At 77.7% G+C, this 24065-nt stretch carries 29 protein-coding genes and 1 riboswitch; of the genes, 8 read left to right on the top strand and 21 right to left on the bottom strand.

The annotated features are described in order from the left end of the window. Window positions 1-26: 26 nt before the first annotated feature. The 13 genes from CHC04_RS21445 to CHC04_RS21385 form a co-directional block, all read right to left on the bottom strand. Window positions 27-302, bottom strand: a complete 276-nt coding sequence (locus CHC04_RS21445; RefSeq protein ID WP_089406067.1) for a helix-turn-helix transcriptional regulator — start codon at window positions 300-302, stop codon at window positions 27-29. Beyond that, the gene (locus CHC04_RS21440) at window positions 299-1153 is read right to left on the bottom strand and encodes an ABC transporter permease (RefSeq protein WP_089405994.1); all 855 of its coding nucleotides are present in this window, start codon (window positions 1151-1153) and stop codon (window positions 299-301) included. The genes CHC04_RS21445 and CHC04_RS21440 overlap by 4 nt, the downstream gene beginning before the upstream one ends. Continuing rightward, entirely contained in the window at window positions 1150-2082 is a 933-nt protein-coding gene (locus CHC04_RS21435) for an ABC transporter ATP-binding protein (protein ID WP_245817609.1), read from the bottom strand. Before CHC04_RS21435 ends, CHC04_RS21440 begins: the two co-directional genes overlap by 4 nt. A gap of 80 nt (window positions 2083-2162) precedes the next feature. Further along, complete coding sequence (gene cobA, locus CHC04_RS21430) at window positions 2163-3368, bottom strand: uroporphyrinogen-III C-methyltransferase (protein WP_281252267.1); 1206 nt, start codon at window positions 3366-3368, stop codon at window positions 2163-2165. A 47-nt stretch (window positions 3369-3415) separates the two neighbouring features. After that, complete coding sequence (gene cobC, locus CHC04_RS21425) at window positions 3416-4495, bottom strand: Rv2231c family histidinol phosphate aminotransferase CobC (protein WP_089405992.1); 1080 nt, start codon at window positions 4493-4495, stop codon at window positions 3416-3418. Further along, window positions 4492-4839, bottom strand: a complete 348-nt coding sequence (locus CHC04_RS21420; protein WP_245817607.1) for a cobalamin biosynthesis protein — start codon at window positions 4837-4839, stop codon at window positions 4492-4494. The genes cobC and CHC04_RS21420 overlap by 4 nt, the downstream gene beginning before the upstream one ends. Beyond that, entirely contained in the window at window positions 4830-5684 is an 855-nt protein-coding gene (locus tag CHC04_RS21415) for an energy-coupling factor ABC transporter ATP-binding protein (RefSeq protein ID WP_089405991.1), read from the bottom strand. The genes CHC04_RS21420 and CHC04_RS21415 overlap by 10 nt, the downstream gene beginning before the upstream one ends. Window positions 5685-5757: 73 nt before the next feature. Beyond that, the gene (cbiQ, locus tag CHC04_RS21410; protein ID WP_089405990.1) at window positions 5758-6492 is read right to left on the bottom strand and encodes a cobalt ECF transporter T component CbiQ; all 735 of its coding nucleotides are present in this window, start codon (window positions 6490-6492) and stop codon (window positions 5758-5760) included. After that, window positions 6489-6797 carry an energy-coupling factor ABC transporter substrate-binding protein gene (locus CHC04_RS21405; RefSeq protein ID WP_089405989.1) on the bottom strand — a complete coding sequence of 103 codons (309 nt, stop codon included), beginning with the start codon at window positions 6795-6797 and terminating at the stop codon, window positions 6489-6491. Before CHC04_RS21405 ends, cbiQ begins: the two co-directional genes overlap by 4 nt. Further along, a complete protein-coding gene (locus CHC04_RS21400; protein ID WP_089405988.1) occupies window positions 6794-7489 on the bottom strand; it encodes an energy-coupling factor ABC transporter permease in 696 nt (231 codons plus the stop codon). Before CHC04_RS21400 ends, CHC04_RS21405 begins: the two co-directional genes overlap by 4 nt. Then, entirely contained in the window at window positions 7476-8858 is a 1383-nt protein-coding gene (locus CHC04_RS21395; protein ID WP_217897498.1) for a cobyrinic acid a,c-diamide synthase CobB, read from the bottom strand. Before CHC04_RS21395 ends, CHC04_RS21400 begins: the two co-directional genes overlap by 14 nt. 52 nt (window positions 8859-8910) lie before the next feature. Next, the gene (gene cobO / locus CHC04_RS21390) at window positions 8911-9525 is read right to left on the bottom strand and encodes a cob(I)yrinic acid a,c-diamide adenosyltransferase (protein ID WP_089405987.1); all 615 of its coding nucleotides are present in this window, start codon (window positions 9523-9525) and stop codon (window positions 8911-8913) included. Further along, the gene (locus tag CHC04_RS21385) at window positions 9525-11582 is read right to left on the bottom strand and encodes a putative cobaltochelatase (RefSeq protein ID WP_089405986.1); all 2058 of its coding nucleotides are present in this window, start codon (window positions 11580-11582) and stop codon (window positions 9525-9527) included. The genes cobO and CHC04_RS21385 overlap by 1 nt, the downstream gene beginning before the upstream one ends. A 58-nt stretch (window positions 11583-11640) precedes the next feature. Next, window positions 11641-11723, bottom strand: a riboswitch (cobalamin riboswitch). Window positions 11724-11827: 104 nt separating this feature from the next. Between CHC04_RS21385 and CHC04_RS21380 the strand changes: the two genes are divergently transcribed. Genes CHC04_RS21380 through CHC04_RS21365 form a run of 4 tightly spaced genes read left to right on the top strand, consistent with a single transcriptional unit; the run spans window position 11828 to window position 13967 of the window. Then, window positions 11828-12274, top strand: a complete 447-nt coding sequence (locus CHC04_RS21380) for a hypothetical protein (protein WP_089405985.1) — start codon at window positions 11828-11830, stop codon at window positions 12272-12274. Beyond that, a complete protein-coding gene (locus CHC04_RS21375) occupies window positions 12271-12564 on the top strand; it encodes a transcriptional regulator (RefSeq protein WP_089405984.1) in 294 nt (97 codons plus the stop codon). Before CHC04_RS21380 ends, CHC04_RS21375 begins: the two co-directional genes overlap by 4 nt. Before the next feature lie 7 nt (window positions 12565-12571). Further along, the gene (locus tag CHC04_RS21370; protein WP_089405983.1) at window positions 12572-13633 is read left to right on the top strand and encodes an AbrB family transcriptional regulator; all 1062 of its coding nucleotides are present in this window, start codon (window positions 12572-12574) and stop codon (window positions 13631-13633) included. Between the two features lie 31 nt (window positions 13634-13664). Beyond that, window positions 13665-13967, top strand: a complete 303-nt coding sequence (locus tag CHC04_RS21365) for a hypothetical protein (protein ID WP_141233880.1) — start codon at window positions 13665-13667, stop codon at window positions 13965-13967. Window positions 13968-13971: 4 nt separating this feature from the next. Here the strand turns inward: CHC04_RS21365 and CHC04_RS21360 are convergent, their stop codons facing one another. Then, entirely contained in the window at window positions 13972-14487 is a 516-nt protein-coding gene (locus CHC04_RS21360) for a type II toxin-antitoxin system PemK/MazF family toxin (protein ID WP_089406062.1), read from the bottom strand. A gap of 161 nt (window positions 14488-14648) precedes the next feature. On the opposite strand from CHC04_RS21360, the gene CHC04_RS21355 reads away from it, so the two are divergent. Next, window positions 14649-14846: a hypothetical protein gene (locus CHC04_RS21355; RefSeq protein WP_089405982.1), complete on the top strand. Its 198-nt coding sequence runs from the start codon at window positions 14649-14651 to the stop codon at window positions 14844-14846. A gap of 20 nt (window positions 14847-14866) precedes the next feature. Here the strand turns inward: CHC04_RS21355 and CHC04_RS21350 are convergent, their stop codons facing one another. Both CHC04_RS21350 and CHC04_RS21345 read right to left on the bottom strand, forming a co-directional pair. Then, window positions 14867-15292 carry a VOC family protein gene (locus CHC04_RS21350; RefSeq protein ID WP_089405981.1) on the bottom strand — a complete coding sequence of 142 codons (426 nt, stop codon included), beginning with the start codon at window positions 15290-15292 and terminating at the stop codon, window positions 14867-14869. A 39-nt stretch (window positions 15293-15331) separates the two neighbouring features. Further along, window positions 15332-15937, bottom strand: coding sequence for an MSMEG_1061 family FMN-dependent PPOX-type flavoprotein (locus CHC04_RS21345; RefSeq protein ID WP_089406061.1), 606 nt, complete (start codon window positions 15935-15937; stop codon window positions 15332-15334). Between the two features lie 34 nt (window positions 15938-15971). On the opposite strand from CHC04_RS21345, the gene CHC04_RS21340 reads away from it, so the two are divergent. After that, entirely contained in the window at window positions 15972-16358 is a 387-nt protein-coding gene (locus tag CHC04_RS21340) for an acyl-CoA thioesterase (protein ID WP_089405980.1), read from the top strand. Here the strand turns inward: CHC04_RS21340 and CHC04_RS21335 are convergent. The 5 genes from CHC04_RS21335 to CHC04_RS21315 form a co-directional block, all read right to left on the bottom strand. Further along, window positions 16345-17892, bottom strand: a complete 1548-nt coding sequence (locus CHC04_RS21335; protein WP_245817604.1) for a cobyric acid synthase — start codon at window positions 17890-17892, stop codon at window positions 16345-16347. The two genes, CHC04_RS21340 and CHC04_RS21335, sit on opposite strands and share 14 nt — an antisense overlap. Next, on the bottom strand, window positions 17847-18530 hold the full coding sequence (locus tag CHC04_RS21330) for a lysophospholipid acyltransferase family protein (RefSeq protein ID WP_089405979.1): 684 nt from the start codon (window positions 18528-18530) through the stop codon (window positions 17847-17849). The genes CHC04_RS21335 and CHC04_RS21330 overlap by 46 nt, the downstream gene beginning before the upstream one ends. 96 nt (window positions 18531-18626) lie before the next feature. Continuing rightward, window positions 18627-19355, bottom strand: coding sequence for a PAS and ANTAR domain-containing protein (locus tag CHC04_RS21325; RefSeq protein WP_089405978.1), 729 nt, complete (start codon window positions 19353-19355; stop codon window positions 18627-18629). Between the two features lie 163 nt (window positions 19356-19518). Beyond that, the gene (locus CHC04_RS21320) at window positions 19519-20967 is read right to left on the bottom strand and encodes an aminotransferase-like domain-containing protein (RefSeq protein WP_089406059.1); all 1449 of its coding nucleotides are present in this window, start codon (window positions 20965-20967) and stop codon (window positions 19519-19521) included. A 262-nt stretch (window positions 20968-21229) separates the two neighbouring features. After that, window positions 21230-22186 carry a cobalamin biosynthesis protein gene (locus CHC04_RS21315; protein ID WP_089405977.1) on the bottom strand — a complete coding sequence of 319 codons (957 nt, stop codon included), beginning with the start codon at window positions 22184-22186 and terminating at the stop codon, window positions 21230-21232. A gap of 31 nt (window positions 22187-22217) precedes the next feature. On the opposite strand from CHC04_RS21315, the gene def reads away from it, so the two are divergent. Together def and cbiE are read left to right on the top strand one after the other, a co-directional pair. Beyond that, window positions 22218-22775: a peptide deformylase gene (gene def, locus CHC04_RS21310; protein WP_089405976.1), complete on the top strand. Its 558-nt coding sequence runs from the start codon at window positions 22218-22220 to the stop codon at window positions 22773-22775. Then, complete coding sequence (cbiE, locus tag CHC04_RS21305) at window positions 22772-24001, top strand: precorrin-6y C5,15-methyltransferase (decarboxylating) subunit CbiE (RefSeq protein WP_089405975.1); 1230 nt, start codon at window positions 22772-22774, stop codon at window positions 23999-24001. Before def ends, cbiE begins: the two co-directional genes overlap by 4 nt. Window positions 24002-24065: the final 64 nt, after the last annotated feature.

Here is a 24065-nt window from a genome sequence, read left to right as displayed (position 1 = left end):
CCCTGCAGGGGGGCCGTTCCATCACCTCACCCCGCGGCGGCGGGCGGCTCGCCGGGTGCGGGGCGCGCGGTGTCGCTGATCCGCGGGAACGGCCGGGTGGAGAAGACCACCTCCACCGGCAGCCCGAAGAACTCCGCGATGCGCAGCGCCAGGTGCAGACTCGGGTTGTACTCGCCGCGCTCGAGGTAGCCGACCGTCTGGTAGTGGACACCGAGGGCGTCGGCCAGCTCCCGCCGGGTCACGCCCTGCTCGGCGCGCAGCAGCGCGATCCGGTTGTAGACCGCGTCGCGGTCGCCGCTCACCGGACCCACTGCGCCGCCGCGTCCCGGGCCGCGGCCACCTGGGAGCCGGACTGGCGGCGGGCCATCCGCCGCAGCACCCGGGGGGTGACCAGCAGCCCGGCCACCGCCCACGCGGCGAGGACGAGCACGGTCGTCCCCGTGCGCCAGGAGTCGCCGAGCTCGACGGCGGCCGCTGCGTCGGGGAGGAACGCCGAGCGCATGCCCAGGCCGATCCAGTAGGTCGGGAAGACCTGCGCGAGGCCCTGCACCCAACCCCACAGCGCCTGGACCGGGAAGAAGATCCCCGAGATCGCGGTGACCACGATGACCGGCAGCATCCCCCAGGTGGTCACCTTCTGGGTGCTCGGCACCAGCGAGCCGATGACCATGCCCAGCGGCAGGGTGGCGAGCAGCCCGAGCGCGACCACCCAGGCGACGGTGAGCCAGCCCTCCGCGCCGCGCTCCATGACCCCGTCGAAGAGCAGGAAGCTCGGCACCAGGATCACCAGCAGCATCGGCAGCAGCCCCAGCGAGTGGTAGACCAGCTGCCCGGTCACGTACCCCTGCATGCCGTGCGGCAGCGCCTTGTGCCGCAGCAGCGTGCCGTCCTCGCGCTCCATCGCCAGGGAGAACGCCGGGCCGACCACCACGCCGAAGGCGAGCAGGGCGGCGAGGACGCTGGGCAGGCTGTAGGCGACCAGCGAGATGCCGGTGCCCTCGAGCTGCTCGTCCCGGTTGAACCACAGGTAGAGCAGCGTGCCGCCGCCCACGAACAGGTAGAAGCCCTGGTCCTGCGGGCTGCGGAGGCTGAGCAGGAACTCCGTCCAGCCGCGGCGGACCCCCAGGCCCACGGCGGTGCGGGTGGCGCTCACCGGGTCACCTCCAGCGCCGGCGCGCTGCGGGCGCCGGCCTCGAACCGCTGCACCATCGCCAGGTAGGTGTCCTCGAGGCTGGCGTGGCGGACCTCGAGGTCGGTGAGCGCGTCGCCGTGCTGCTCGAACAGCCCCCGGACGAACGCGACGACGTCGTCGGTGCCGTGCACGAACCGCTCCCGGCCGCACGCCCAGCGGACCTCCGAGGTGCCGGCCACCTGGCGGGTCAGCGCGTCGGGGCTGCCGTCGGCGACGATCCGGCCGTCGGCCAGGACGAGGATGCGGTCGGCCAGCCGCTCGGCCTCGGCCAGGTCGTGGGTGGTGAGCAGGATGCTGGTGCCCTCCAGGTCCGACAGCCGGTGCACCAGGTCGTGGAAGTCGCGGCGCGCCTGCGGGTCGAAGCCCGCGGTCGGCTCGTCGAGGAAGAGCAGCTCGGGGCGGCCGATGATGCCGACGGCGACGTCGAGGCGCCGCCGCTGGCCGCCGGAGAGGGTGCCGATCCTGCGGTCGGCGAACTCCGTCATGCCGACGACGTCGAGCAGCCAGTCGACGTCGTAGGGCCGCGGCCGCTCCGCCGTGGCGTAGGGGGCGTAGTAGCCGCCCAGCTGCTCGAGCAGCCGGCGCGGGGTCCAGCGCGCGTGGTCGCGCCAGGACTGCAGCACCACCCCGACGCGGGCCCGCCAGGCGTCGTCGGCCCGGGCCGGGTCGGCGCCGAGCACCCGCACGTGCCCGGCCGAGGGCAGCCGGAAGCCCTCGAGGACCTCGATGGTGGTGGTCTTGCCCGCACCGTTGGGGCCGAGCAGGCAGACGACCTCGCCCGCGGAGACCGTCAGGTCGACACCGGTGAGGACCTCGGTGCTGCCGTAGCTCATCCGCAGGCCGCGGACCTCGATGACCCGGTCGTCGGACGGGGGAGCGGGACGCGGCATCGTCGCCTCCAAGGACGCTGGGCGGTGCAGCAGACAGTAGGACTGCTACATCCTCAGCGCCAGTGCTGCCGATGTCGTGACTATGCAGGTCCCAGGCGGGGCGCCAGGCCGACGACGTCGCCGACCACCCACACCGCCGGCGGGCGGACGCCCTCCTCGGCGATGGCCGCCGCCAGGCCGGCGAGCGTGGTGCGCACCACCCGCTGGGTCGGGGTGGACCCGTCGGCCACCACCGCGACCGGGGTGTGCGGCGCGCGGCCGTGCTCGACCAGCGCCGCCGCGATCGCCCCGGCGGTGTCGACGCCCATGAGCACCACGACCGTGCCGCGCAGCCGGCCCAGCGCCGCCCAGTCGACCAGCGACTGCGGGTGGCCGGGTGGTACGTGCCCGGAGACGACGACGAACTCGTGGGTCAGCCCGCGGTGGGTGACCGGGATGCCGGCCAGGCCGGGGACGCCGATCGCGCTGGTCACGCCGGGCACGACCTCGACCGGCACGCCCGCGGCCACGCACGCCTCGAGCTCCTCCATGCCGCGGCCGAAGACGAACGGGTCGCCGCCCTTGAGCCGTACCACCCGCTTGCCGGCCAGCGCGTGCTCCACCAGCAGCGCGTTGATCTGCTCCTGCGCCATCGACCGCCCGCGCGGCAGCTTCGAGGCGTCGATGACCTCGACCTCCGGCGGCAGCGAGGCCAGCAGCGACTGCGGCGCCAGGTGGTCGGCCAGGACGACGTCGGCCTGCGCCACGGCCTGCTGCCCGCGCACGGTGACCAGGCCGGGGTCGCCGGGGCCGCCGCCGACCAGGACCACGCTGCCGACCCGGGGACCCTGGGGGGAGCGGGCGGCGCGGTCGCGGATGCTGCCGTCGGTGAGCCCGGCGACGACGGCGTCGCGCACCCCGACCGCCCGCTGCGGGTCGCCGCCCCCGTGCACGCCGACGACGAGGTCGCCCTGCCGGCCGACGGCGGGCGTCCACACGCTGGAGGCCGAGCGGTCGTCGGCGCGGGCGCAGAAGACCCGCAGCCGCTCGGCCTCCTCGGCCACCGCGGCGTTGACGGCGGGGTCGTCGGTGGCGGCCACCGCGTACCAGGCGCCGTCGAGGTCGCCGGGCGCGTAGCGGCGGCGCACCCAGGTCATCGAGCCGGGCTCGACCAGCGCCTCGAGGGCCGGGGTGACCTCCGGGCTGACCACGGTGACCCGCGCGCGGGCCTCGAGCAGGCCGGCGACGCGGCGGTGGGCGACCGACCCGCCGCCGACGACGACGACGCGGCGGTCGAGCAGCCGCAGTCCGACGGGGTAGACGACGCCGGACGCGGGGTCGACGGGCGTGGCGTTCAGCGGTGCTCCTCCGGGACGGCGGCCGGCAGCGACGTCGTCGTCGGCAGCGGACCAGGGATCTCGGTCCCCAGGATCCCAGCGAGGTCGGCGGCGAACGCACGCGAGGTCGCCGGGTCGCGCACCGCCACCCGCAGGTGGTCGGGCGACAGGCCGGGGAAGGTGTCCCCGCGGCGCACCGCCCAGCCGCGCTCGCGCAGCGCCGCGCGCGCCCGCTCACCTGCGGGGACGCGCAGCAGCACGAACGACGACCGCGGCTCCCCGACGACGACGCCGGGCGGCAGGGCGGCGAGCAGGGCGGCGCGGTGCGCGGCCAGCTCGCGGGCCGCCGCGTCGGCCTCCGCGCGGGCGGCGGGGGTGGTGCAGGCGGCCAGCGCGGCGAGGGCCGGCGTGGACACCGGCCAGTGCGGCTGCGCGGCGGCCAGGTCCCGGACGAGGCCGGCCGGCCCGAGCAGGTAGCCGACCCGGAGGCCCGCCAGCCCCCAGGTCTTGGTCAGGCTGCGGACGACGACCAGGCCGGGCAGGTCGGTGCGCCCGGCCAGCGACTCCGGCTCGCCGGGGACGGTGTCGGCGAAGGCCTCGTCGACGACCAGGACCCGGCCGGGCCGGGCCAGCGCCGCGACGTCGGCCGCGGGGTGCAGCACCGACGTCGGGTTGGTGGGGTTGCCGAGGACGACCAGGTCGGCGTCGTCCGGGACCGCCCGCAACCGGTGCCCGGGCGGGTCGAGCAGCAGCCGCTCGACCCGGTGCCCGGCCGCCCGCAGCGCCGCCTCCGGCTCGGTGAAGGAGGGGTGCACCACCACGGCGCGGCGGGGCGTGAGCGCCCGCGCGAGGAGCACGAACGCCTCGGCGGCGCCGGCGGTGGGCAGCACCTCGGCGGGGTCGCGGCCGTGCGCGGCGGCCACCGCGGCGCGGGCCGGGCGGGCGTCGGGATAGGCGGCGATGTCGTCGAGGGCGGCGGCGAGCACCGCCCGCAGCCACGGCGGCGGGGTGCCGGCGCGGACGTTGACGGCGAGGTCGGCCAGCCCGGGGGCGAGCTCGAGGTCGCCGTGGTGGTCGAGGTCGACGCCCTCGCTCACGTCGCCACCGCGACCGTCACCCGGCCGTGCACGGTCCGCGCCACCACCAGCCGCGTGCCGCCGAGCAGCGCCGCGGCCTCGGCCACCGACGGCGTGCCCACCGCCGCGGCCACCCGCGCCGACGGCGACGGGACCGCGATCCCGGCGAGGACCGCCGCGGGGTGACCGGTCAGCGGCCAGCCGCGGGCGGCCGCCGCACCCGCCAGACCCGGCTCGGCGGCGCGGACGTCGAGGGTGGCCAGCCGGGCCACCCGGGCACCGGCGGGCAGCACGGCGTCGACGGCGGCGAGCACCTCCTCCGCCGAGACCCCGCAGACCGCGCCGACGCCGACGGTCACGTCCACGGGACGACGCCCGGGCGGTCGGGGAGGGCGGCGAGCAGCGCGGCGGCGTCGCGGGGGAGCGGGCCGTCGTCGGGCAGCAGGCCCAGCGCCCGCAGCCGGGTGCCGACGGTGAGCGCCCAGGGCCGGTCGAGGCGGGCGCGGGCGAGCAGGTCGTCGTCGGCGAGCAGGTCGGCGGGGTACCCCTGGACCACCCGCCGGTCGACGACGACGGCGACCTCGTCGGCCCAGCGCAGCGCGAGGTCGACGTCGTGGGTGCTCATCACCACCGTCGACCCCGACGCCTGCAGCCGTTCCAGCGCGGCCAGCGCCTCGGCGACGGCGGAGGGGTCGAGACCGGCGGTGGGCTCGTCGAGCAGCAGCACGCACGGGCGCATGGCCACCGCCCCGGCGATCGCGACCCGCTTGCGCTCGCCGTAGGAGAGCTGGTGGGTGGGCCGGGCGGCCAGCCCGTCGACGGCGAGCAGCGCGAGCGCCTCGGCCACCCGCGCGCGGACGGCGTCCTCGGGCAGGCCCAGGTTGAGCGGGCCGAAGGAGACGTCCTGGGCCACCGAGGCGCTGAACAGCTGGTCGTCGGGGTCCTGCAGCACGAGCTGGACCTCCTGCCGGTGGGCCCGCAGCCCGCCGCGGGTGTGCCGCAGCAACTGCCCGTCGACGGCGACCGCGCCGGCGTCGGGGCGCAGTGCGCCGGACAGGCAGCGCAGCAGCGTCGTCTTGCCCGAGCCGTTGGCGCCGAGCAGCGCCAGCCGGCGCCCGGCCGGGACGGTGACCGAGGCGCCGTCGAGGACCCGCCGGGCCCGCTCGTAGCCGACGACCAGCCCCTCGGCGGCCAGGGTCCGGTGGCTCACGCGGCCTCCTCGCCGGCGCTCGTCGCCCGCACGAGCCGGGCTGCTCCGCTCCTGGGTGAGCTCGCACGCTCGCTCACAGCAGCACGCCCACGGCCACCAGCGCGGCCAGGCCGGCCGCGGTCGCCGCGAGGAAGCCCCGCGACGAGGGCCGGGACTCCGGCAGCACCCGCAGGCCGGTCTCCAGGCCGCGGCCGGCCAGGCCCTCCTGCAGCCGGCGGGCGCGCTGCCACGAGCGGGTGAGCACCGCGGCGGCGAGTGCGCCCGAGGACCGGTAGGAGCGCCGCCACGTCGAGTGCCCCATCCGCGCGGTCTGCGCCTCGCGGATGGTGCGCACGCTCTCCAGCAGCACGAACAGCATCCGGTAGGTCACCCCGGCCACCTCGACCACCGCGGCCGGCACGCGCAGCCGCCGCAGCGCGGCGAGCAGGTCGGTCATCGGCGTGGTGGTGGCCAGCAGCAGCACCGCCGCGCCCCCGGCGACGGAGTGCCCGACCAGCTCCCCCGCCCGGGCGGCCGCGTCCGGCGCCCAGCCGACCCCGCCCCCGTCGACGGAGACGACGGCGGTCAGCGCGCCGGTGAGCACGAAGGCCAGCGGCCATCGCACCGCGCGGACGAACGTGCGGGCCGGCACCCGCGCCGGGCCCAGCGCCAGCACGACGGCGGCCAGCGCGACCAGCACGCTGCCCGGCCACGCGGGCAGCACCAGAGCGCAGACCACCAGGCCGGCGCACAGCAGCAGCTTGTCGACCGGCGACCGGGTGCGCCACGCGCTGGCCCAGGCGGCGTCGTCGACCGCCAGCCCCGTCACGGCGCATCGGGGGGCGCGGCCTGCTCGCGCGCGGCCCGCCGGCCGCGGAGCCGGCCGAGGACGTACCCGAGCACGCCGCCGCCCAGCGCCGCCTGCAGCGCGAACAGCCCCGACTCCACCTCGGCCGACGACGGGCTGAACACCGACTCGAACCACGGCGTGTAGCCCGACTCCTCGATGGCCGCGGTGGCCGCGCTGTCGGTGCCGGCGTACTCCGAGGCGCCGCCGTCGAGCGCCAGCGGGAGGGCGAACAGCGCCACCACCGCGAGCACCAGCAGCGCGGTGACCAGGCGCCCGCGGCTCACCGGGCCTCCTCCGCCGGCTCCGCCGCGGCGGCCGGGCGCAGCACGCCGAGGCGCTCGAGCTCGGGCCGGGCGTTGACCGTGAGCACGCGGAACAGCAGCACGCCGAGCAGGCCCTCGCCGACCGCCAGCGGCACCTGGGTGAGCGCGAAGACCCCGAGGAACTTGCCGGCCGCGCCGAGCACGCCGCTGGCGGCGTCGGGGAAGGCCAGCGCCAGCTGCAGCGACGTCGTGACGTAGGTGGCGAGGTCGGCCAGCGCGAGGGCGACGAACACGCCGGGCAGCAGCCCGGCGCCCAGCGCCCGGGTCAGCCGGTAGGCGCCGTAGCCGGCCCACGGGCCGACGACGGCGAAGGCGAAGGCGTTGGCGCCGAGGGTGGTGAGTCCGCCGTGGGCGAGCAGCAGCGCCTGGAAGAGCAGCACCACGGTGCCCAGCAGCGCCATCACCGGGGGCCGGAACAGCACCGCGCCGGCGCCGGTGCCGGTCGGGTGGCTGGAGCTGCCCGTGACCGAGGGCAGCTTGATCGCGCTGAGCACGAAGGTGAACGCGCCGGCCGCGCCGAGCAGCAGCGTGGACTCGGGGTGCTCGCGCACCTCCCGCACCACCGCGCGGGCGCCGTGCACCACGAACGGCGCGGCCGCGACGGTCCAGCCGACGGCGTGCGGTGCCGGGAGGAACCCCTCAGCGATGTGCATGCCGTACCCCTTCCGGCACGGCCGCCGCGCAGGCGGCCACGAACCGTTCGGCCAGCGCGGGGCTGCCCGCGCGGTTGAGGTGCAGGTAGGAGGCGTGCACGGAGCCCGCGACGAAGCCCTCGGGGCCGCCCGCCGACCACTGCCAGGCCGGGGTGGCGCCGGCGGGCGGGTCGGCGGCGGTGCGGTGGAACTCGTGCCCGCGCACCCGGGTGCCGGCCGGGGCCAGCACGCTGTCGGTGAGCGCGACGGCGGCGCGGTAGCCCAGCGTCAGCCGCGGCGTCATGCGCGTGGCGACGTCGAGGACGCCGCACATCGGGGCGCCGTCGAGCTCGCGGGAGAGGTAGAGCAGCCCGGCGCACTCGGCCGCGACCGGCCCGCCGCGGGCGGCCAGCGCGGCGACGTCGGCGCGCAGCGTCTCGTTGGCCGACAGGGCGTCGGCGTGGACCTCGGGGAAGCCGCCGCCCACGACCAGGCCGGCGGTGCGCTCGGGCAGGGCCTCGTCGCGCAGCGGGTCGACGGTCACCACCTCGGCGCCGGCGGCCTCGAGCAGCTCGGTGTCCTCGGCGTAGCCGAAGGTGAACGCCGGGCCGCCGGCGACGGCGATCCGCGGCCGCCCGGGCACCGGCGTCACCTCGGCGGCGGGCTCCCAGGGGGCGCCGGGCAGGGGAGGGGCGGTGCGGGCCAGCCGCACCACGGCGTCGAGGTCGACCCCGGCGGCGACCGCCTCGCCCAGCCGCCGGACGGTGGCCAGCGCCTCGGCCGACCGCTCGGCCGCCGGCACCAGGCCCAGGTGCCGCGACGGCGTGGCCAGCGCCTCCACCCGCCGCAGCGCACCCAGCACCGGCACCCCGGCGGCGCCGAGCGCCTCGCGCAGGATCGCCTCGTGCCGGTCGCTGCCGACCCGGTTGAGCACCACCCCGCCGATGCGGACGGCGGGGTCGAAGGTGGCGAACCCGTGCACCAGCGCGGCGATGCTGCGCGCCTGCGACGAGGCGTCGACGACGAGCACGACCGGTGCCCGCAGCAGGCCCGCCACGTGCGCGGTCGAGGCGAAGCCGGGCTCGACGGTGGGGTGGGTGGCGCCGTCGAACAGGCCCATCACGCCCTCGACGACGGCGACGTCGGCCCCGCGCGCGCCGTGCAGGAACAGCGGCGCGATCCGCTCCTCGCCGACCAGCCACGGGTCGAGGTTGCGGCCCGGGCGGCCGGCGGCCAGGCCCGCGTAGCCGGGGTCGATGTAGTCCGGGCCGACCTTGTGCGGGGAGACGGTGTGCCCGCGGGCGGTCAGCGCCGCGACCAGGCCGGTGGTCACCGACGTCTTGCCCGCGTTGCTGCTCGGCGCGGCGACCACCACGCGCGGCACGTTCACCACCGCCGTCCTCCCTCCCGGGCACTTCCGCGGACGTGCACGACGGGCCGGCTCACCACTCGATCCCCCGCTGGCCCTTCTGGCCGGCGTCCATCGGGTGCTTGACCTTGGTCATCTCCACGACCAGGTCGGCGGCGTCGACCAGCGCCTGCGGCGCGTTCCGCCCGGTGACGACGACGTGCTGCGTGCCGGGCCGGTGCACCAGCGTCTCGACGACGTCGTCGACGTCCACCCAGCCCCACGTCATGGGGTAGGTGAACTCGTCGAGGACGTAGAAGCGGTGCGCCTCGGCGGCGAGGTCGCGCTTGATCTGCGCCCAGCCCTCGGCGGCGTCGGCGGCGTGGTCGACCTCGGTGCCCTGCCGGCGCGACCAGCTCCAGCCCGAGCCCATCTTGTGCCAGACCACCGGCCCGCCCTCGCCGGTCTGCTCGTGCAGCCGGCCGAGCGCGGTCAGCGCGTTCTCCTCGCCCACCCGCCACTTGGCGCTCTTGACGAACTGGTAGACCGCGATCGGCCAGCCCTGGTTCCACGCGCGCATGGCCATGCCGAAGGCGGCGGTGGACTTGCCCTTCATCTCGCCGGTGTGCACGGCGAGCAGCGGCCGGTTGCGCCGCTGGCGCGTCGTCAGCCCGTCCTGCGGCGTGACCGCGACCTGCCCCTGCGGCATCAGGCGGCCCTCGCGCTGCGCACCGTCTGGGCCAGCGACTCCGCGGCGAGCTCCTCCAGCCGCAGCGTCCGCGCGCCCAGGTGCGCGCCCAGGACCCCGGCCAGCCCGAGCCGCACCGGCCCGGACTCGCAGTCGACGACGACGGCCGCGGTGTCGCCGGCGGCCAGCCGCTGCGCCGCGGCGTGCGCCGTCCCCAGGGCGTCGGAGCCGCGGGCGCCGGTGGCGCGGCCGTCGGTGACGACGACGAGCAGTGGCCGCCGGCGCGGGTCGCGCACCCGCTCCACGCGCAGCACGTCGGCGGCGCGCAGCAGGCCCGCGGCCAGCGGGGTCCGCCCGCCGGTGGGCAGCTCGCGCAACCGGGCCGCGGCGGCCTCCACCGACCAGGTGGGCGGCAGCGCGAGCTCGGCGTCGGCGCCGCGGAAGGTGACCAGGCCGACCTTGTCGCGCCGCTGGTAGGCGTCGAGCAGCAGCGACAGCACCGCCCCCTTGACCGCCGTCATCCGCGAGCGCGACCCCATCGAGCCGCTCGCGTCGACGACGAAGAGCACGAGGTTGCCCTCGCGACCCTCCAGCGTGGCCTGGCGCAGGTCCTCGCGAGCGATCCGCAGCCCGGGGCCGGTGCGGCCGCGCGCCGTCTGGTGCGGCGCGGCGGCCAGCACGGTGTCGACCAGGTGCAGCCGCGTCACCGGCCCGCCGGGACGCACCGACCCGACGACGCGGCCGCGCTCGGCGCGCGCCTTCGACCGCCGCCCGGCCGCGCCGGCGCCGATGCCGGGCACCTCCAGCCTCCGCGCGCGGAAGGGGTCCGACGGCGCGACCGCGGCCCGCTCCCGCACGGGCGCGCACCCGCCACCGTGACCTTCCTGGCCCTGCCCCTGCTGGTCGAGATCCCGTGATCTCGGCGGTTCCGAGGGCGCGCCGCCGTCGAGATCACGGGATCTCGACGCGTCGTCCGCAGGACCGCCGCCGGGCGGGGGAGCGCCGCCGCCGGGACCGTCCGGGGGCGGGTCGCCCTCCGGGCCGTCGCCGGGGCCGTCGCCGGGGCCGTCGTCGGGGCGGGCGTCCTCGAGCGCCTGCTCGAGGGTGCCGTCGTCGAGGCCCGGCGCGTCGAACGGGTCGCGCCGCCGGCGGTGGGGCAGCGCGAGCCGGGCCGCGACGCGCACGTCGTCCTCGGTCACCGTGTCGCGGCCGCACCAGGCGGCGTGCGCGATCGCGGTGCGCGCGGTGACCAGGTCGGCGCGCAGCCCGTCGACGTCGAAGGCGGCGCAGACGGCGGTGACCTGGCGCAGCGCGTCGTCGGAGAGGACCACCTGCGGCAGCCGGGCGCGGGCGTCGGCGATGCGGCGCGCCAGCTCCGCCTCCTCGCCGGCCCAGGAGGCCGCGAACCCGGCCGGGTCGGCGTCGTACGCGAACCGGCGGCGCACCACCTCGGCGCGCTGGACCGGGTCGCGCGGCGCGGCCACTTCCACGGTGAGCCCGAACCGGTCGAGCAGCTGCGGGCGCAGCTCGCCCTCCTCGGGGTTCATCGTGCCGACCAGCAGGAACCGGGCCGCGTGCCGCACCGAGACGCCCTCGCGCTCGACGTAGGCGGTGCCGAGCGCGGCGGCGTCGAGCAGCAGGTCGACGAGGTGGTCGTGCAGCAGGTTGACCTCGTCGACGTACAGCACGCCCCGGTGCGCCGCGGCCAGCAGGCCCGGCTCGAAGGCCTTCACGCCCTCGGTCAGCGCCCGCTCGAGGTCCAGCGACCCGACGACGCGGTCCTCCGAGGCCCCCACCGGCAGCTCCACCAGCCGCGCGGGGCGGGTGTGCCCCGGCACGGCGTCGTGCGGGCCGTCGGGGCAGGCCGGGTCGGGAGCGGCGGGGTCACAGGCGAACCGGCAGCCGGGCACGACGGCGACCGGCGGCAGCACGGCGGCCAGCGCGCGCACCGTCGTCGACTTCGCCGTCCCCTTCTCACCGCGCACCAGCACCCCGCCGATGGCGGGGGAGACGGCGTTGAGCAGCAGCGCCAGGCGCATGTCGTCCATGCCGACGACGGCGCCGAAGGGGTACGTCACGCGGCACGGGTCCTCTCCCCGGGTGTCCACGCCCGGAGGTGGCAGGAGGCGACGGCGGGAGTTCCTGACTCCCCGGTGCCTCCTGGTCGAGGTGCCGGGTCACAGTGGCGGGACCGCGCCGGAGTCGCACCGGGCTTCCTCCACTGCCGTCGCTGTGGCCCGGTCATGCAACCACGCGCCGGGCGGGGGAGACAGGCCGGGCCGTGACTTGACGGAACGGAAAGTGACGCGCCAGACTTTCCGGCATGGAAAGCCACGAGCTCGACCGGGCCGCCGCCGCCGCGCAGCTGGACACGCTGCGGGCCGACCGGGCGGCCCTCGCCGACGGCGTGCTGCAGCCGTGGTGGTACGACGTCGCGCTCGGCCTGCTGCTGTTCGGCTTCCTGTCCTCCTACGCGCTGGACTCGCTGTGGGTGACGTTCCCCGCGCTCGTCCTGTTCGGCGCCGGGCTGGGGGCGCTGGTCTCGGCCTACCGGCGGAGGACCGGGGTGTGGGTCACCACCGGCGGCCCCGCGCTCGCGGTCTGGGGGGCGATGGTGCTGCTCGTCCTGGTGCCGGCGCTGGTCCTGTCCGAGGTCTTCGGCGAGCGCTGGGCCATGGTGGTGGCCGGCGCCGTCCTGGGCGTAGCCGTCGCCGTGCTCAGCCGGGTGTGGGGCCGCCGGTGGGTGGCCGGGCTGCGGAGGGGGCTGTGACCGCGGTCGCCCCCCACTTCGACGCCGTCATCCACCCCCCGCCGCGGCTGCAGGTCTGCGGGCTGCTCGCCGCCGTCGACACGATGGAGTTCGCCACCGTGCGCGACCGGGTCGGCGTGAGCGACTCGGTGCTGTCCAAGCACGTCAGGCAGCTCGAGGAGGCCGGCTACGTGCGGGTCAGCAAGGCGACGGTGGCCTCGCGGCAGCGGACCAGCCTGTCGCTGACCGGGGCGGGACGGCGGGCTTTCGACGCCCACGTCGCCGAGCTGCGCCGCATCGCCGGCGTCTGACCCGCGCGTGGCCCGGCCCGATCCGCGCCGGCTGGCCGACGGCGCCCTGGTGGTCGCGGGCGGCGCCCTGGCCGCCGTCGTCCTCGACCGGGCCGGCGTCCCGTCGTCGGCGCTGTTCGGCGGGCTGCTGGCCGGGCTGGTCCGCGGGCTGGCCGGGCGCACTCCCGCCGACGTGCCCCGGGCGGGTCAGGCGGCCGCGCAGGCCGTCGTCGGCATCTCGATCGGCACGCTGGTCGACCCGGGCACCCTGGCCGCGATCGGGGAGGAGTGGGCGCCGGTCCTGCTGGTCACCCTCGCCACGCTGCTGCTCACCGTCGCCGCCGGGCTGCTGCTGCGGCTGCGGCCGGGCATCAGCCCGGTGACCGGCGCCTTCGCGATGATCGCCGGCGGCGCGTCCGGGATCACCGCGATGGCCCGCGACCTGGGCGCCGACGACCGGATGGTCGCCGTCCTGCAGTACCTGCGCGTGGTGCTGATCGTGGTGTCGCTGCCGGTGGTGGCGACGGCGGTCTACGGCGCCGACCCGGGCGCCGCCGTCGTCCCGGCGGGGCCGCCGGGGCCCGGGGCACCGGCCGGCCTGCTGTTCACGGTGGCCTGCGCGCTGGCCGGCGTCCTGCTCGCCCGGCTGGTGCGGCTGCCGGTGCCGGCCCTGCTCGGCCCGCTGCTGGTGTCCGCCGCGGCCGACCTCTCCGGCGCCTCCCGCGGCGCGGAGGTGCCGGCGGCGGTCGAGGCGGCGGCCTTCCTGCTCATCGGCCTGGCGGTCGGCGTGCGGTTCACCGTGGCGAGCCTGCGCACCGTCGGCCGGGCGCTGCCGCTGGCCCTGGCGATCATCGTCGGGTTGGTCGCCGCCTGCGCGGGCCTGGGCCTGGTGCTGTCCGCGGCCACCGGCGTCAGCCGCCTCGACGGCTACCTCGCGACGACGCCCGGTGGCCTCTACGCCGTCCTGGCCACGGCCACCGGCAGCGGAGCCGACACCACGTTCGTCCTCGCCGTCCAGGTGCTGCGGCTGTTCGTGATGCTGCTCGCCGCGCCGCTGGTGGCCCGGCGGCTGCGCCGCCGCCCGGGATGACGCCGGGCAGGAGGCGCCTACCCTCGACCGGGTGACCGCGCCGAGGGGGGAGACCGACCTGTCCGACGTCGACACCACCGAGCTGCCCGGCGACGCCGCGGCGACGGCGGAGGACGCCGTGCTGCTGTTCGTGGGCGGGCCGCTCGACGGGCGGGTGGAGATCCGGGCCGCACGCCACGGGGACCCGCTGCCCACGGTCACGCACGTGCACCTGCACGACGGGCCGAAGGTCGTCTCCCGCTACGACCTGCACCCGCTGCCCGGCCAGGCCGGCGTCTACCACCTCCGCCCGGCCGGCCCCCAGCCGCGCCGCGACCGCACCGCGGGCGCCTGACCCGTCACCAGCCCTGCAGCCGGCGGGCGGCGGCCACCACCCGGTCGAACACCGCCCGGTCCAGCGCCGCGCCCTCGCGCCGCACCTCCCCGGGGTCGAGCACGAGCAGCCGGTCCAGCCGCACCTCGCTGGGCCGGCCCTGCCGGTCCCACCCGCCGCTGCCGACGTCCATCCAGGTGCGGCCCTGCCGGGCCTCGTCGGCGGCGTCGCGGTCGTGGTCCTTGCTGGTCAGCACGAGCCCGACCAGGTCGGGCCCGCGCCGGCCGACGACCAGGACCGGGCGGTCCTTGCCCCGGCCGTCGCCCTCGTCGTAGGGCACCCAGGCCCACACCACCTCGCCGGGATCGGGCCGGCCGTCGGCCCGGGGGCGGTACTCCGTGTCGACGTCCGGGCCCGCGCCGGCCGCTCCCCGCCGTGCGGCGCCGGGCGCCCGGCGGGGGGCGCGCCGCGGGCCGGCCGGTGCCGCGGCGGCCCGCACGAGGGAGAGGACGGCGTCCACCAGACGGCGCGGTCGGCTCATGGCCGCACCGTACGGATGCACCGGGCGGGGCGCCGTCACAGCCGTCTCGTTCGTCACACCGGTACCAATTCGCCCCGGTTCTGGTTCCGGAGCGTCGTAGCTGGGCACCATTGCGTCACGGGGCGCGCAGCAGACCGCTCCCCGGGAGAGGGGGGCTCCCCATGACCTCGGCCCAGCCCGTCGTGGCCACCGTCCCGCTGGCGCGCGAACCCCGTGCCAGCGTGCTCGCCGCCTTCCAGCTGGTCGAGGACGCGAGGTACCTCGGCGCCGGCCGCGGGCCCCGCCGCCGGCGCACCCGCCGCATCGCCGAGCGGACGGTCGTCTCCCGGCGGCTCGCCCGCGACCTGCCGGTCTCGTAGGGGTCCCCGGCGACCGCAGCTCAGGCGACGCAGAACTCGTTGCCCTCCCGGTCGGCGAGCGTGGCCCACACGTAGGGCCCCTGCGACTCCCGCCAGAGCTCGGTGGCGCCCATGCCGAGCAGCCGGGCCACCTCCGCCTCCCGCCGCTCGGCGCCCACGTGCACGTCGAGGTGCACGCGGTTCTTGACCGTCTTGGCCTCGGGGACCCGCTGGAACAGCACCCGCGGGCGGCCGGGGTCGGGGGAGGTGATGGCCGCGCCCACGGCCCACACCAGCCGGCCGCGGTGCGTGGTGGTGTCGGCCTCGGTGGCGTGCCCGGCCGCCACCATGCGCCGGATGAGCGCCTCGTCCTGCGGTTCCACCTGCCAGCCCAGCGCCTCGGCCCACCAGTCGGCCTGCACGTGCGGGTCGGTCGCGTCGATCGTCACCTGCAGCTCGCTCGCCATGGGCGCAGGGTGGCAGGAGGCACCGACAGCGATCGCAGCTCAGAGCTCCAGGGCGAGCTCCGCGCGGATCGTGGCGTCGTCGGGCAGCGGCGTCTCCAGCTTGCAGTGGTCGCGGATCATGACGCCGAAGGGCGGCAACGCGCCGCGGTCGACCCGCGCCGCCGGGTCCCACAGTCCCGAGCGCATGACCGCCTTGGCGCACTGCAGGTAGGCGCGCTGCACGGTGACGACCAGCAGCGAGCGCGGCGGCCTGCCGAACTCGGTGAGGTCGACGTCGAGGGCGTCGGCGGGGGCCAGCTCCCCGGTGCCGAAGACCTTGAGCGTCTCCTCCACGCCCGGCACGAAGAACAGCAGCGCCAGCCGCGGGTTGGCCGCGATCCGGCGCAGGCTGTCGAGCCGGTTGTTGCCCTGCCGGTCGGGCAGCACCAGCCGGTGCTCGTCGAGGACCCGCACGAAGCCCGGGTCCCCGCCGCGCGGGGAGACCTCCGGCCAGCCGTCGGCGTCCGCGGTCGACATCGTGAGGAACGGCGAGAGCCCGATGAACGCGCGGCAGTGGACGTCGAGGTGGTCGATCTCCTTGTCCAGCACCAGCTGCGAGGGCGGGCGGTACCCCGCGAGGACCGGGTCGGTGCCGTCGTCGTGCATGCGCAGCACCGTAACCCCGCTAGCGTGGCCGGCCGTGTCCGTGACGTGGAGCGCCCCGGTCCGCTTCGTCGAGTGCGACCAGCAGGGCGTGGTCTTCAACGCGCACTACCTGGTGTGGGCCGACGAGGCCAGCGCCCTGTGGTGGGCCTCGCTCGGCCTGCCGTGGCAGGAGATCGCCGCCCGCGCCGACCCGGTGGTCAAGGCCAGCACGCTGGAGTGGTCGTCGCCGGCCCGCTACGGGGACACGGTCGCCGTCGAGGCCGAGACCGAGCGGGTGGGCCGCACCAGCGTGACCGTGCGCTTCACCGTCCGGGTGGGCGAGCGGGTGTGCTGCGTGGTGCACACCACCTACGTCGGCACGGCCGGCGGCGCCCCGGTGCCCTGGCCCGACGACGTCCGGGAGCGGCTCACCGCGGGCTGAGCGCGTCCCCGGGCGGCAGCAGCGGCAGGTCCGCCGGCGGGCCCTCCTCGACCAGCCGCCACAGCGCGTCGGTGTCGGCGTGGTCGGCCACGAGGTCGCCGAGGGCGTCCAGGCGCCGCTCCCGGACGGCGGCGAAGGAGGTGCCGGGCGCCGGGGTGAACCGCCGGCCGGTCGCGCGCGCCACCTCGGTGAGGAACGCCCGCCGGAAGCCGTCGTTCTCCAGCGCCCCGTGCCAGGTGGTGCCCCACACCGACCCGACCCGGCCGCCGTCGAGGAACGGCTCGGCCCCGCCGGTGTAGGTGACCACGCCGTGGTGGATCTCGTAGCCGCGCACCGGGTGGCCCAGGGCCCGCCCGGACGGTCGGCCGAGCGTCTTCTCCCGCGCGAACCGCACCTCGGCCGGCAGCAGCCCCAGCCCGGCGACGGCGCCGGCCCGCGACTCGACGTCGTCGGTGATGGTGCCGGCGAGCATCTGGTGCCCGCCGCAGATGCCGAGCACCGGCCGGCCCTCGGCCGCGCGTCGGAGCACCGCGTCGGCCAGGCCGCTCGAGCGCAGCCACGCCAGGTCGGCCACGGTCGAGCGGGTGCCCGGCAGCACCACGAGGTCGGCGTCGGCGGCCTCCTCGGGGCGGGTGACGAACCGGACGAGCACGCCGGGCTCGGCGGCCAGCGCGTCGAGGTCGGTGGCGTTGGACAGCCGGGGCAGCCGGGCCACGGCCACCCGCAGCACGTCCTCGCCGTGCGGCGGCCCGGCCGAGGAGGCGCCGGTGGGGATGCCGAGGGAGTCCTCGACGTCGACCGCGGCACCGGGCAGCCAGGGCAGCACGCCGAGCGTGGGCCGGCCGGTGAGCGCGGTGAGCCGGTCGAGGCCGGGCCGCAGCAGCCGGACGTCGCCGCGGAACTTGTTGACCACGAACCCGGCCACCAGCCGCTGGTCGGCCGGCGGCATGAGCGCGACCGTGCCGTAGAGCGCGGGGAACACCCCGCCGCGGTCGATGTCGCCGACGACGACCACCGGCAGCCGCGCCGCGGTGGCCAGGCCCATGTTGGCGATGTCGTCGGCGCGCAGGTTGATCTCGGTGGGGGAGCCGGCGCCCTCGCAGACGACGACGTCGAACCGCGACCGCAGCTCGGCCAGGCTGGCCAGGACCTGCTCCAGCAGCGCGGCCTTCATCGGCCGGTAGGACAGCGCCGTCACCTCGGCCACCGGCCGGCCGAGGACGACGACCTGGCTGGCGTCGTCGCCGCCGGGCTTGAGCAGCACCGGGTTCATCGCCGCCTCGGGCTCCACGCCGGCGGCCGCGGCCTGCATGACCTGCGCCCGGCCGATCTCGGCGCCGTCGGCGGTGACCATCGAGTTGTTGCTCATGTTCTGTGCCTTGAACGGCGCCACCCGCACGCCCTGGCGGGCCAGCCAGCGGCAGATGCCGGCGGTGACGACGGACTTGCCGGCGTCGGAGGTGGTGCCGGCGACGAGGAGGGCGCCGCTCACGGGGCGGCGGGTGGCGCGCTGGGCGCGGGCTGCTGCCCCCACCCGGCCTTCTCCTGCCCCGACAGCTCGGCAATCGCCTCCATGATCCGGTCGGTGACGTCGCGGCGCGGGCGGCCCTTCGCGGCCTGGCCGCGGTACTCGGGGAAGGTCAGCGGCGCCCCGAAGGTGACCGACACCCGGTGGGGGCGCGGCCAGCGGGAGTCGACCGGCTGCACCCGGTCGGTCCCGGCGACGGCGACCGGCACCACCGGGCAGTCGGCGGTGAGCGCCAGCCAGGCGACGCCGGTCTTGCCCCGGGCCAGCCGGCCGTCGCGGGAGCGGGTGCCCTCGGGGTAGATGCCGAAGCCCTCCCCCCGCCGCAGCACGCCCAGCGCGGTGTCGAGGGCTCCCTGCGCGGCCCGGGAGGTCTCCCGCTCCACCGGCATCGCGCCCAGCGCGGTGAACAGCGTGCGGGTGAGCCACCCGCCGACGCCGGAGCCGGTGAAGTACTCGGCCTTGGCCAGGTAGTGCACCCGGCGCGGGGCGGCCAGCGGGATCACGATGCTGTCGACGAACGACAGGTGGTTGCTCGCGATGATGAAGGCGCCGGTGGCCGGCACGTTCTCCCGTCCGCGCACCCGCGCCCGGAACACCAGGACCAGCAGCGGCCGCAGCAGGAACCGTGCGACGAGGTAGAACACCCGCCCTCCTCCCTCGGTCCCGGCACCGCCGGCCGGATCCCCCGGGGCATCCTCCCCTGCCGCCGGGAGGAGGACGGCGGCAGGGGAGGGGCCGGCTCAGTGCCCGGCGCCGCCGGGCGGGCAGGCGTCGCGCAGGATCTCCCGCACCTCCGCCGACAGCGGCCGCTGGCCCGAGGCCGAGGCCACCAGGTCGAGGGCGACCTCGCGGACCTTGCGGTGGGTGTGGCTGGAGATGTGCGCCAGCAGGTCGAAGGCCACCTGGTCACCGCACCCGGTCAGCAGCATGAGCACGCCCTTGGCCTGCTCGATCGGGGCCCGGCTGGCCATGGCGGTCCGCATCTGCGCGACCTCGGCCTCCAGGGCCCGCACCCGGTCCTCGACCGCGGCCGGCTGCGGGCTCTCCAGCGCCAGGCCCTCGACGGCGGCCACCCGGCCCTCCTCGTCGAGCCGGGGCTCGCCGACCAGCACCACGGCGCGGTGCCCGCCGGCGTCGGCGCGGACCCGGACCTCCAGGCAGAACGCCTGCGCCACGGTGAGCGCTGCCGACAGCGCCTCGATGGTCCGCGGCCGGTCGTCGGGGTGCTGGGCGGCGACCAGCGCCTCGGTGCAGGGGCCGGCGCCGTCGGTGGCCGGACCGAGCAGGGCGCTCATCTCCTCCGACCACCACCACTCACCGGTGGAGCGGTCGTACCGCCAGCGGCCGGCCACGCGGGTGCGCCGGGCCGACAGCGGCGTGGGCGCCGGAGGACGCGGGGGCGGTGCGGTGACCGCGTGCCCGGCGGCGCCGTGGTGTCGGGACCGGAGGGGGGACTGGGTGGAGGTCATCGCGTGCTCCGGGAGCGCACCGGGCAGTGCCCGGGAGAGCGCCGCTCAGCCGGTTTTTCGACCTTTCGCGGGAGCCGGCGGGGCCGGCCGCTCGAGATGGACCTGACGGTAGCCGCCCGCACGGGCGCGCGCACGCCCCGCGGACGGTCGGGTCCGGTTCGTGTCACACCACCGTGACGGAGCGCGCCGGATGGCGCGCAACCGGTCCGCTGCGCAGTGCGGCGTCCACCGAGGCCAGCGTGGTCACCGCCGACCGCAGCCGGTCCGGCGGCAGGGTGAAGGGCAGCCGGAGGTGGTCGTCGAAGACCGTGCCGGTGCCGAAGACGCGACCCTCGGCCAGCAGCAGGCCCAGCGGGGCGGCGGCGGCGACCAGGGCCGCGGAACTCGTCCCGGTGGGCAGCGCGCACCACGACGACAGCCCGCCGCCGGGCCGGGGCACGTGCCAGTGGGGCAGCCGCGCGGCCACCTCGGCGGCCAGCACCTCCCGGCGTTCCCGCAGCAGCGTGCGGCGGCCGGCGAGCACGGTGTCGAGGTCGCGGACCAGCGTGGCGGCGGCGAGCTGGTCGAGCGGCCCGACCGACAGCTGCCGGCGGCCCAGGACGGCGCCCAGGGAGGCGGCCAGCGCCGCGTCGGTGCGCAGCCAGCCGATCCGCAGGCCGCCCCACACCGCCTTGGACAGCCCGCCGACGGTGACCGTGGCGGCGTCGGGCAGGCCGGCGGCGTAAGGGGGCAGCGGCCCCTGGCCGTCGAGCCACAGCTCCGCGGTCACCTCGTCGACGATCGTCAGCACGCCCTGCTGCCACAGCGTCGCGGCCAGCCGCCGCCGGCCGGCCGCCGACAGCCGCGCCCCGGAGGGGTTGGAGAAGTCGGGCATGAGGAAGGCCAGCCGCGGGCTGCTCTGCCGGACGGCGAGGTGCGCGGCGCCCACGACCGCGTCCGGGTCCGCGGGGTCGACGGTCACCGGCACGCACCGCCCGCCGGCCGCGGTCACCATGCCGAGGGCGCCGGGGTAGGTGGGGTGCTCGACCAGCACCCGGTCGCCGGGCTGCAGCAGCGTCTCGACCACCGTCGCCGTCGCGTCGCCGGTGCCGGCGGAGACCACCACCTGCTCGGGGTCGGTGGGCAGGCCGCGTGCGGTGTAGCGGTCGGCGATCGCGGCGCGCAGCTCCGGCAGCCCGCCGGGCGCGTAGCCGTGGCCGCCGGCCAGCGCCGGCAGCCGCGCCAGAGCCTGCTGGTAGGCCGGCAGCAGCTGGGGGGCGGCCTCCGGCGAGGCGTGGGCGAGGTCGAGGACCCCGGGGTCGGCGGTGGGTGCGGTCCACACCGCCTCGGCCGGCGGCGCCTCGAGCACGGTGCCGGCGCCGTGCCGGGTGCTGGCGCGGCCCTCCTCCCGCAGCAGCCGGTAGGCGGAGGCGACGGTGACCCGGCTGACCGCCAGCGCCGCGGCGAGGTCCCGCTCGGCGGGCAGCCGGGTGCCCGGCGCGAGCTGCCCGAGCGCGACCAGCTCACCGATCCGGCGGGCCAGGGTGGCGTACCGGGGACCGGGCGACTCACCCGGTGGCCCGACCAGGGCCGCCAGTTCCGCCGCGGTGGACCGATCGACTCCCGGTGGCATGCGGGCCACCATGCCGGATTGGACTGCTTCCGTCCAGGGTCGATGGTGCCACTGTCTCCGCCATGACCACTGGTGCAGTCCTCGTCCTGCTCTTCCTGCTCGGCCTCGGCGGCCTGGCGGTGGCCACCCTGGTCGTCGCCGTCCGCGGGGGCCGCGGTCCGGCCGACCCGCCGGCCAGCCGCCCGCACGCCGACCCCGCCGGCTTCCCCGTCCACCCGGCGCCGCGCGGTGCCCTCCACGGCCGCGGGCCGCTGACCCGTCCTCAGCCGCGCCGGGGTGCCCGGCTGGCGGCGGCGAGGAGCGCCGCGGCCAGCCACACCGCCCGCGACAGGCGCACCGCCCGGGCGACGTCGCTGCCGTCGGGTGCCCGGCCGTCGCCGAGCACCGGCCGGTCCTCCACCCTGCTGCCGTAGACGTTGCGGCCGCCCAGCCGCAGCCCCAGCGCGCCGGCCGCCGCGGCCTCGCAGCGGCCGGCGTTGGGGCTGGGGTGGGCGGCCCCGTCGCGCCGCCAGACCCGCAGCGCGCCGCGCGGGGAGCCGCCGGCCAGCGGGGCCAGGGCGACGGTGAGCGCGGCGGTGAGCCGGGCGGGCAGCCAGTTCGCGACGTCGTCGGCGCGGGCGGCGGCCCAGCCGAAGCGGGCGTACCGCGGCGAGCGGTGGCCCACCATCGCGTCGAGGGTGTTGACCGCGCGGTACCCGAGCAACCCCGGCAGGCCGGCCAGCGCACCCCACACCAGCGGTGCCACGGCGGCGTCGGAGGTGTTCTCGGCCACCGACTCGACCGTGGCCCGGGCCAGCTCCCCGCCGTCGAGGGCCGAGGGGTCGCGCCCGGCCAGCGTGGGCAGCAGCGCGCGGGCGGCGGGCAGGTCCCCGGCCGCCAGCACCCCGGACATCGCCGTCGCCGCGCGGCCCAGCGAGGTGCCGCCGAGCACCGCCCACGTGGCGACGGCGACCGCGGCCGTGCGCGCCGCGGGCCGCCGGCGGGTGACCCGGTCCACCGCCGTCCCCAGCCCCGCGGCGCCGGCGACCAGGACCGTCGCGTACCCGGCACCCGCCGCGCGGGAGTCCCGCCAGGCCCGCCGCTCCAGCGCGGCGGCGAGGGTGCCGAAGCCGGCCACCGGGTGCCGGCGCGCGGGGTCGGCGAGCAGCAGGTCGGCGGCCGCGCCGAGGGCCAGGCCGAGGGCGGCGGGGGCATCCCGGCGGAGCAGCACGCCGGCCATCCTGCCGAGGACGGTTCCTAGGATCGCGGCCATGCGCCTGCCCGGCCGTTACGACGGCGTCGCCCGGCCGATCGTCACCTACGGCAGCAACGAGGTGCTGCACCGACCGACCGCCCCGGTCACCGAGTTCGACGAGCGGCTGCGCCGGCTCGTGCTCGACATGTTCGCCTCGATGCGCGAGGCCGACGGCGTGGGCCTGGCGGCCAACCAGATCGGCGTCGACGCGCGGGTGTTCGTCATCGACTGCCCCGACGCCGACGGCGAGGACGTCGTCGGCTACGTCGTCAACCCGTCGCTGACCCTCCCCGGGCCGGCCGACGGCGAGCCCGCGGAGGAGGTCACCGAGGAGGGCTGCCTGTCGGTGCCCGGCCCCTACGCCGACCTCGCCCGCGCCTTCCGCGCCCGGGTCGACGGCGTGGACGTCGCGGGCAGGCCGGTGACGATCGAGGCGACCGGCATGGCGGCCCGGTGCCTGCAGCACGAGGTCGACCACCTCGACGGCGTCGTCTACGTCGACCGGCTGCCCGAGGACCTGCGGGAGCGGCTGCTGGCCGAGGCCGCCGGCCCCGAGGGGGAGCTGCCGGCGTGAGCGAGACGGTCGCGGCCCCCGTCGCACCGGTGGTCGTCGTCGGCATCGGCGCCGACGGGTGGGACGGGCTGGCGCCCACCTCCCGCGCCGAGGTCGAGCGCGCCGACGTGCTGCTCGGCAGCGCCCGCCAGCTGGACCTGGTGCCGCCGGAGGTGACCGCCGAGCGCGTCCCCTGGCCCTCGCCGCTCACCGAGGCGCTGCCCGGCCTGGTCGACGAGCACGCCGGCCGGGCGGTGGTGGTGCTGGCCAGCGGTGACCCGATGCTGTCGGGCATCGGCACCACGCTCACCCGGCTGCTGGGCGCCGAGCGGGTGCGGGTGCTGCCGGCGCCGTCGTCGGTGTCGCTGGCCTGCGCCCGGCTGGGCTGGGCGGTGGAGGAGACCGAGGTGGTCACCCTGGTCGGCCGGCCGATCGAGCTGCTGCACCCGCACGTGCAGCCCGGCCGGCGGCTGCTGGTGCTCGGCTCGGACGGTGAGACCCCGGCCCAGGTCGCGGCGCTGCTGTCCGCCCGCGGCTACGGGCAGAGCCTCGTCACGGTGCTCGGCGGGCTGGGCGGCCCGGACGAGGAGGTGCGCACCGGCACCGCGGCCACGTGGTCGCAGCCGGCGCCGGCGCTGGTGGTCACCGCCGTCGAGTGCCGCGCCGACCGCGGCACGATGCCCCTGCCCACCACCCCCGGCCTGCCCGACGGCGCCTACGAGTCCGACGGGCAGCTGACGAGGTCGGAGGTCCGCGCGGTCACCCTCTCCCGGCTCGCGGCGGTCCCCGGGCAGCTGCTGTGGGACGTCGGCGCCGGGTCGGGGTCGATCGGGATCGAGTGGATGCGCGCCCACCCCACCTGCCGCGCGGTCGCCGTCGAGGCCTCCGCCGAGCGCGCCGGGCGGATCGCCCGCAACGCCGCCCGGCTCGGGGTGCCCTACCTGCGGGTGGTGCACGGCCACGCGCCGGAGGTGCTCGCGCGCCTGGGCGCGCCCGACGCGGTGTTCATCGGCGGCGGGCTGACCACGCCGCTGCTGGTGGAGTCGTGCTGGGACGCGCTGCCCCCCGGTGGCCGCATGGTGGCCAACGCCGTCACGGTGGAGAGCGAGGCGGTGCTGGCCCGGTGGCACGCGCAGGTGGGCGGTGACCTGGTGCGGGTGGAGGTGCAGCGCGCCGAGCCGGTCGGGTCGTTCACCGGCTGGAAGCCCGCGATGCCCGTGACCATCTGGTCGGTGACCCGGTGGTGAGCGTGCACGTCCGCGGAAGTGCCCGGTCGAGTGGCGTGCACGTCCGCGGACGTGCACGGGGCAC

The organism is Geodermatophilus saharensis, from assembly GCF_900188205.1.
Taxonomy (GTDB): Bacteria; Actinomycetota; Actinomycetes; order Mycobacteriales; family Geodermatophilaceae; genus Geodermatophilus; species Geodermatophilus saharensis.
Note: the sequence above shows the minus strand (reverse complement) of the source record. Positions and strands in the feature narration are given on the sequence as shown.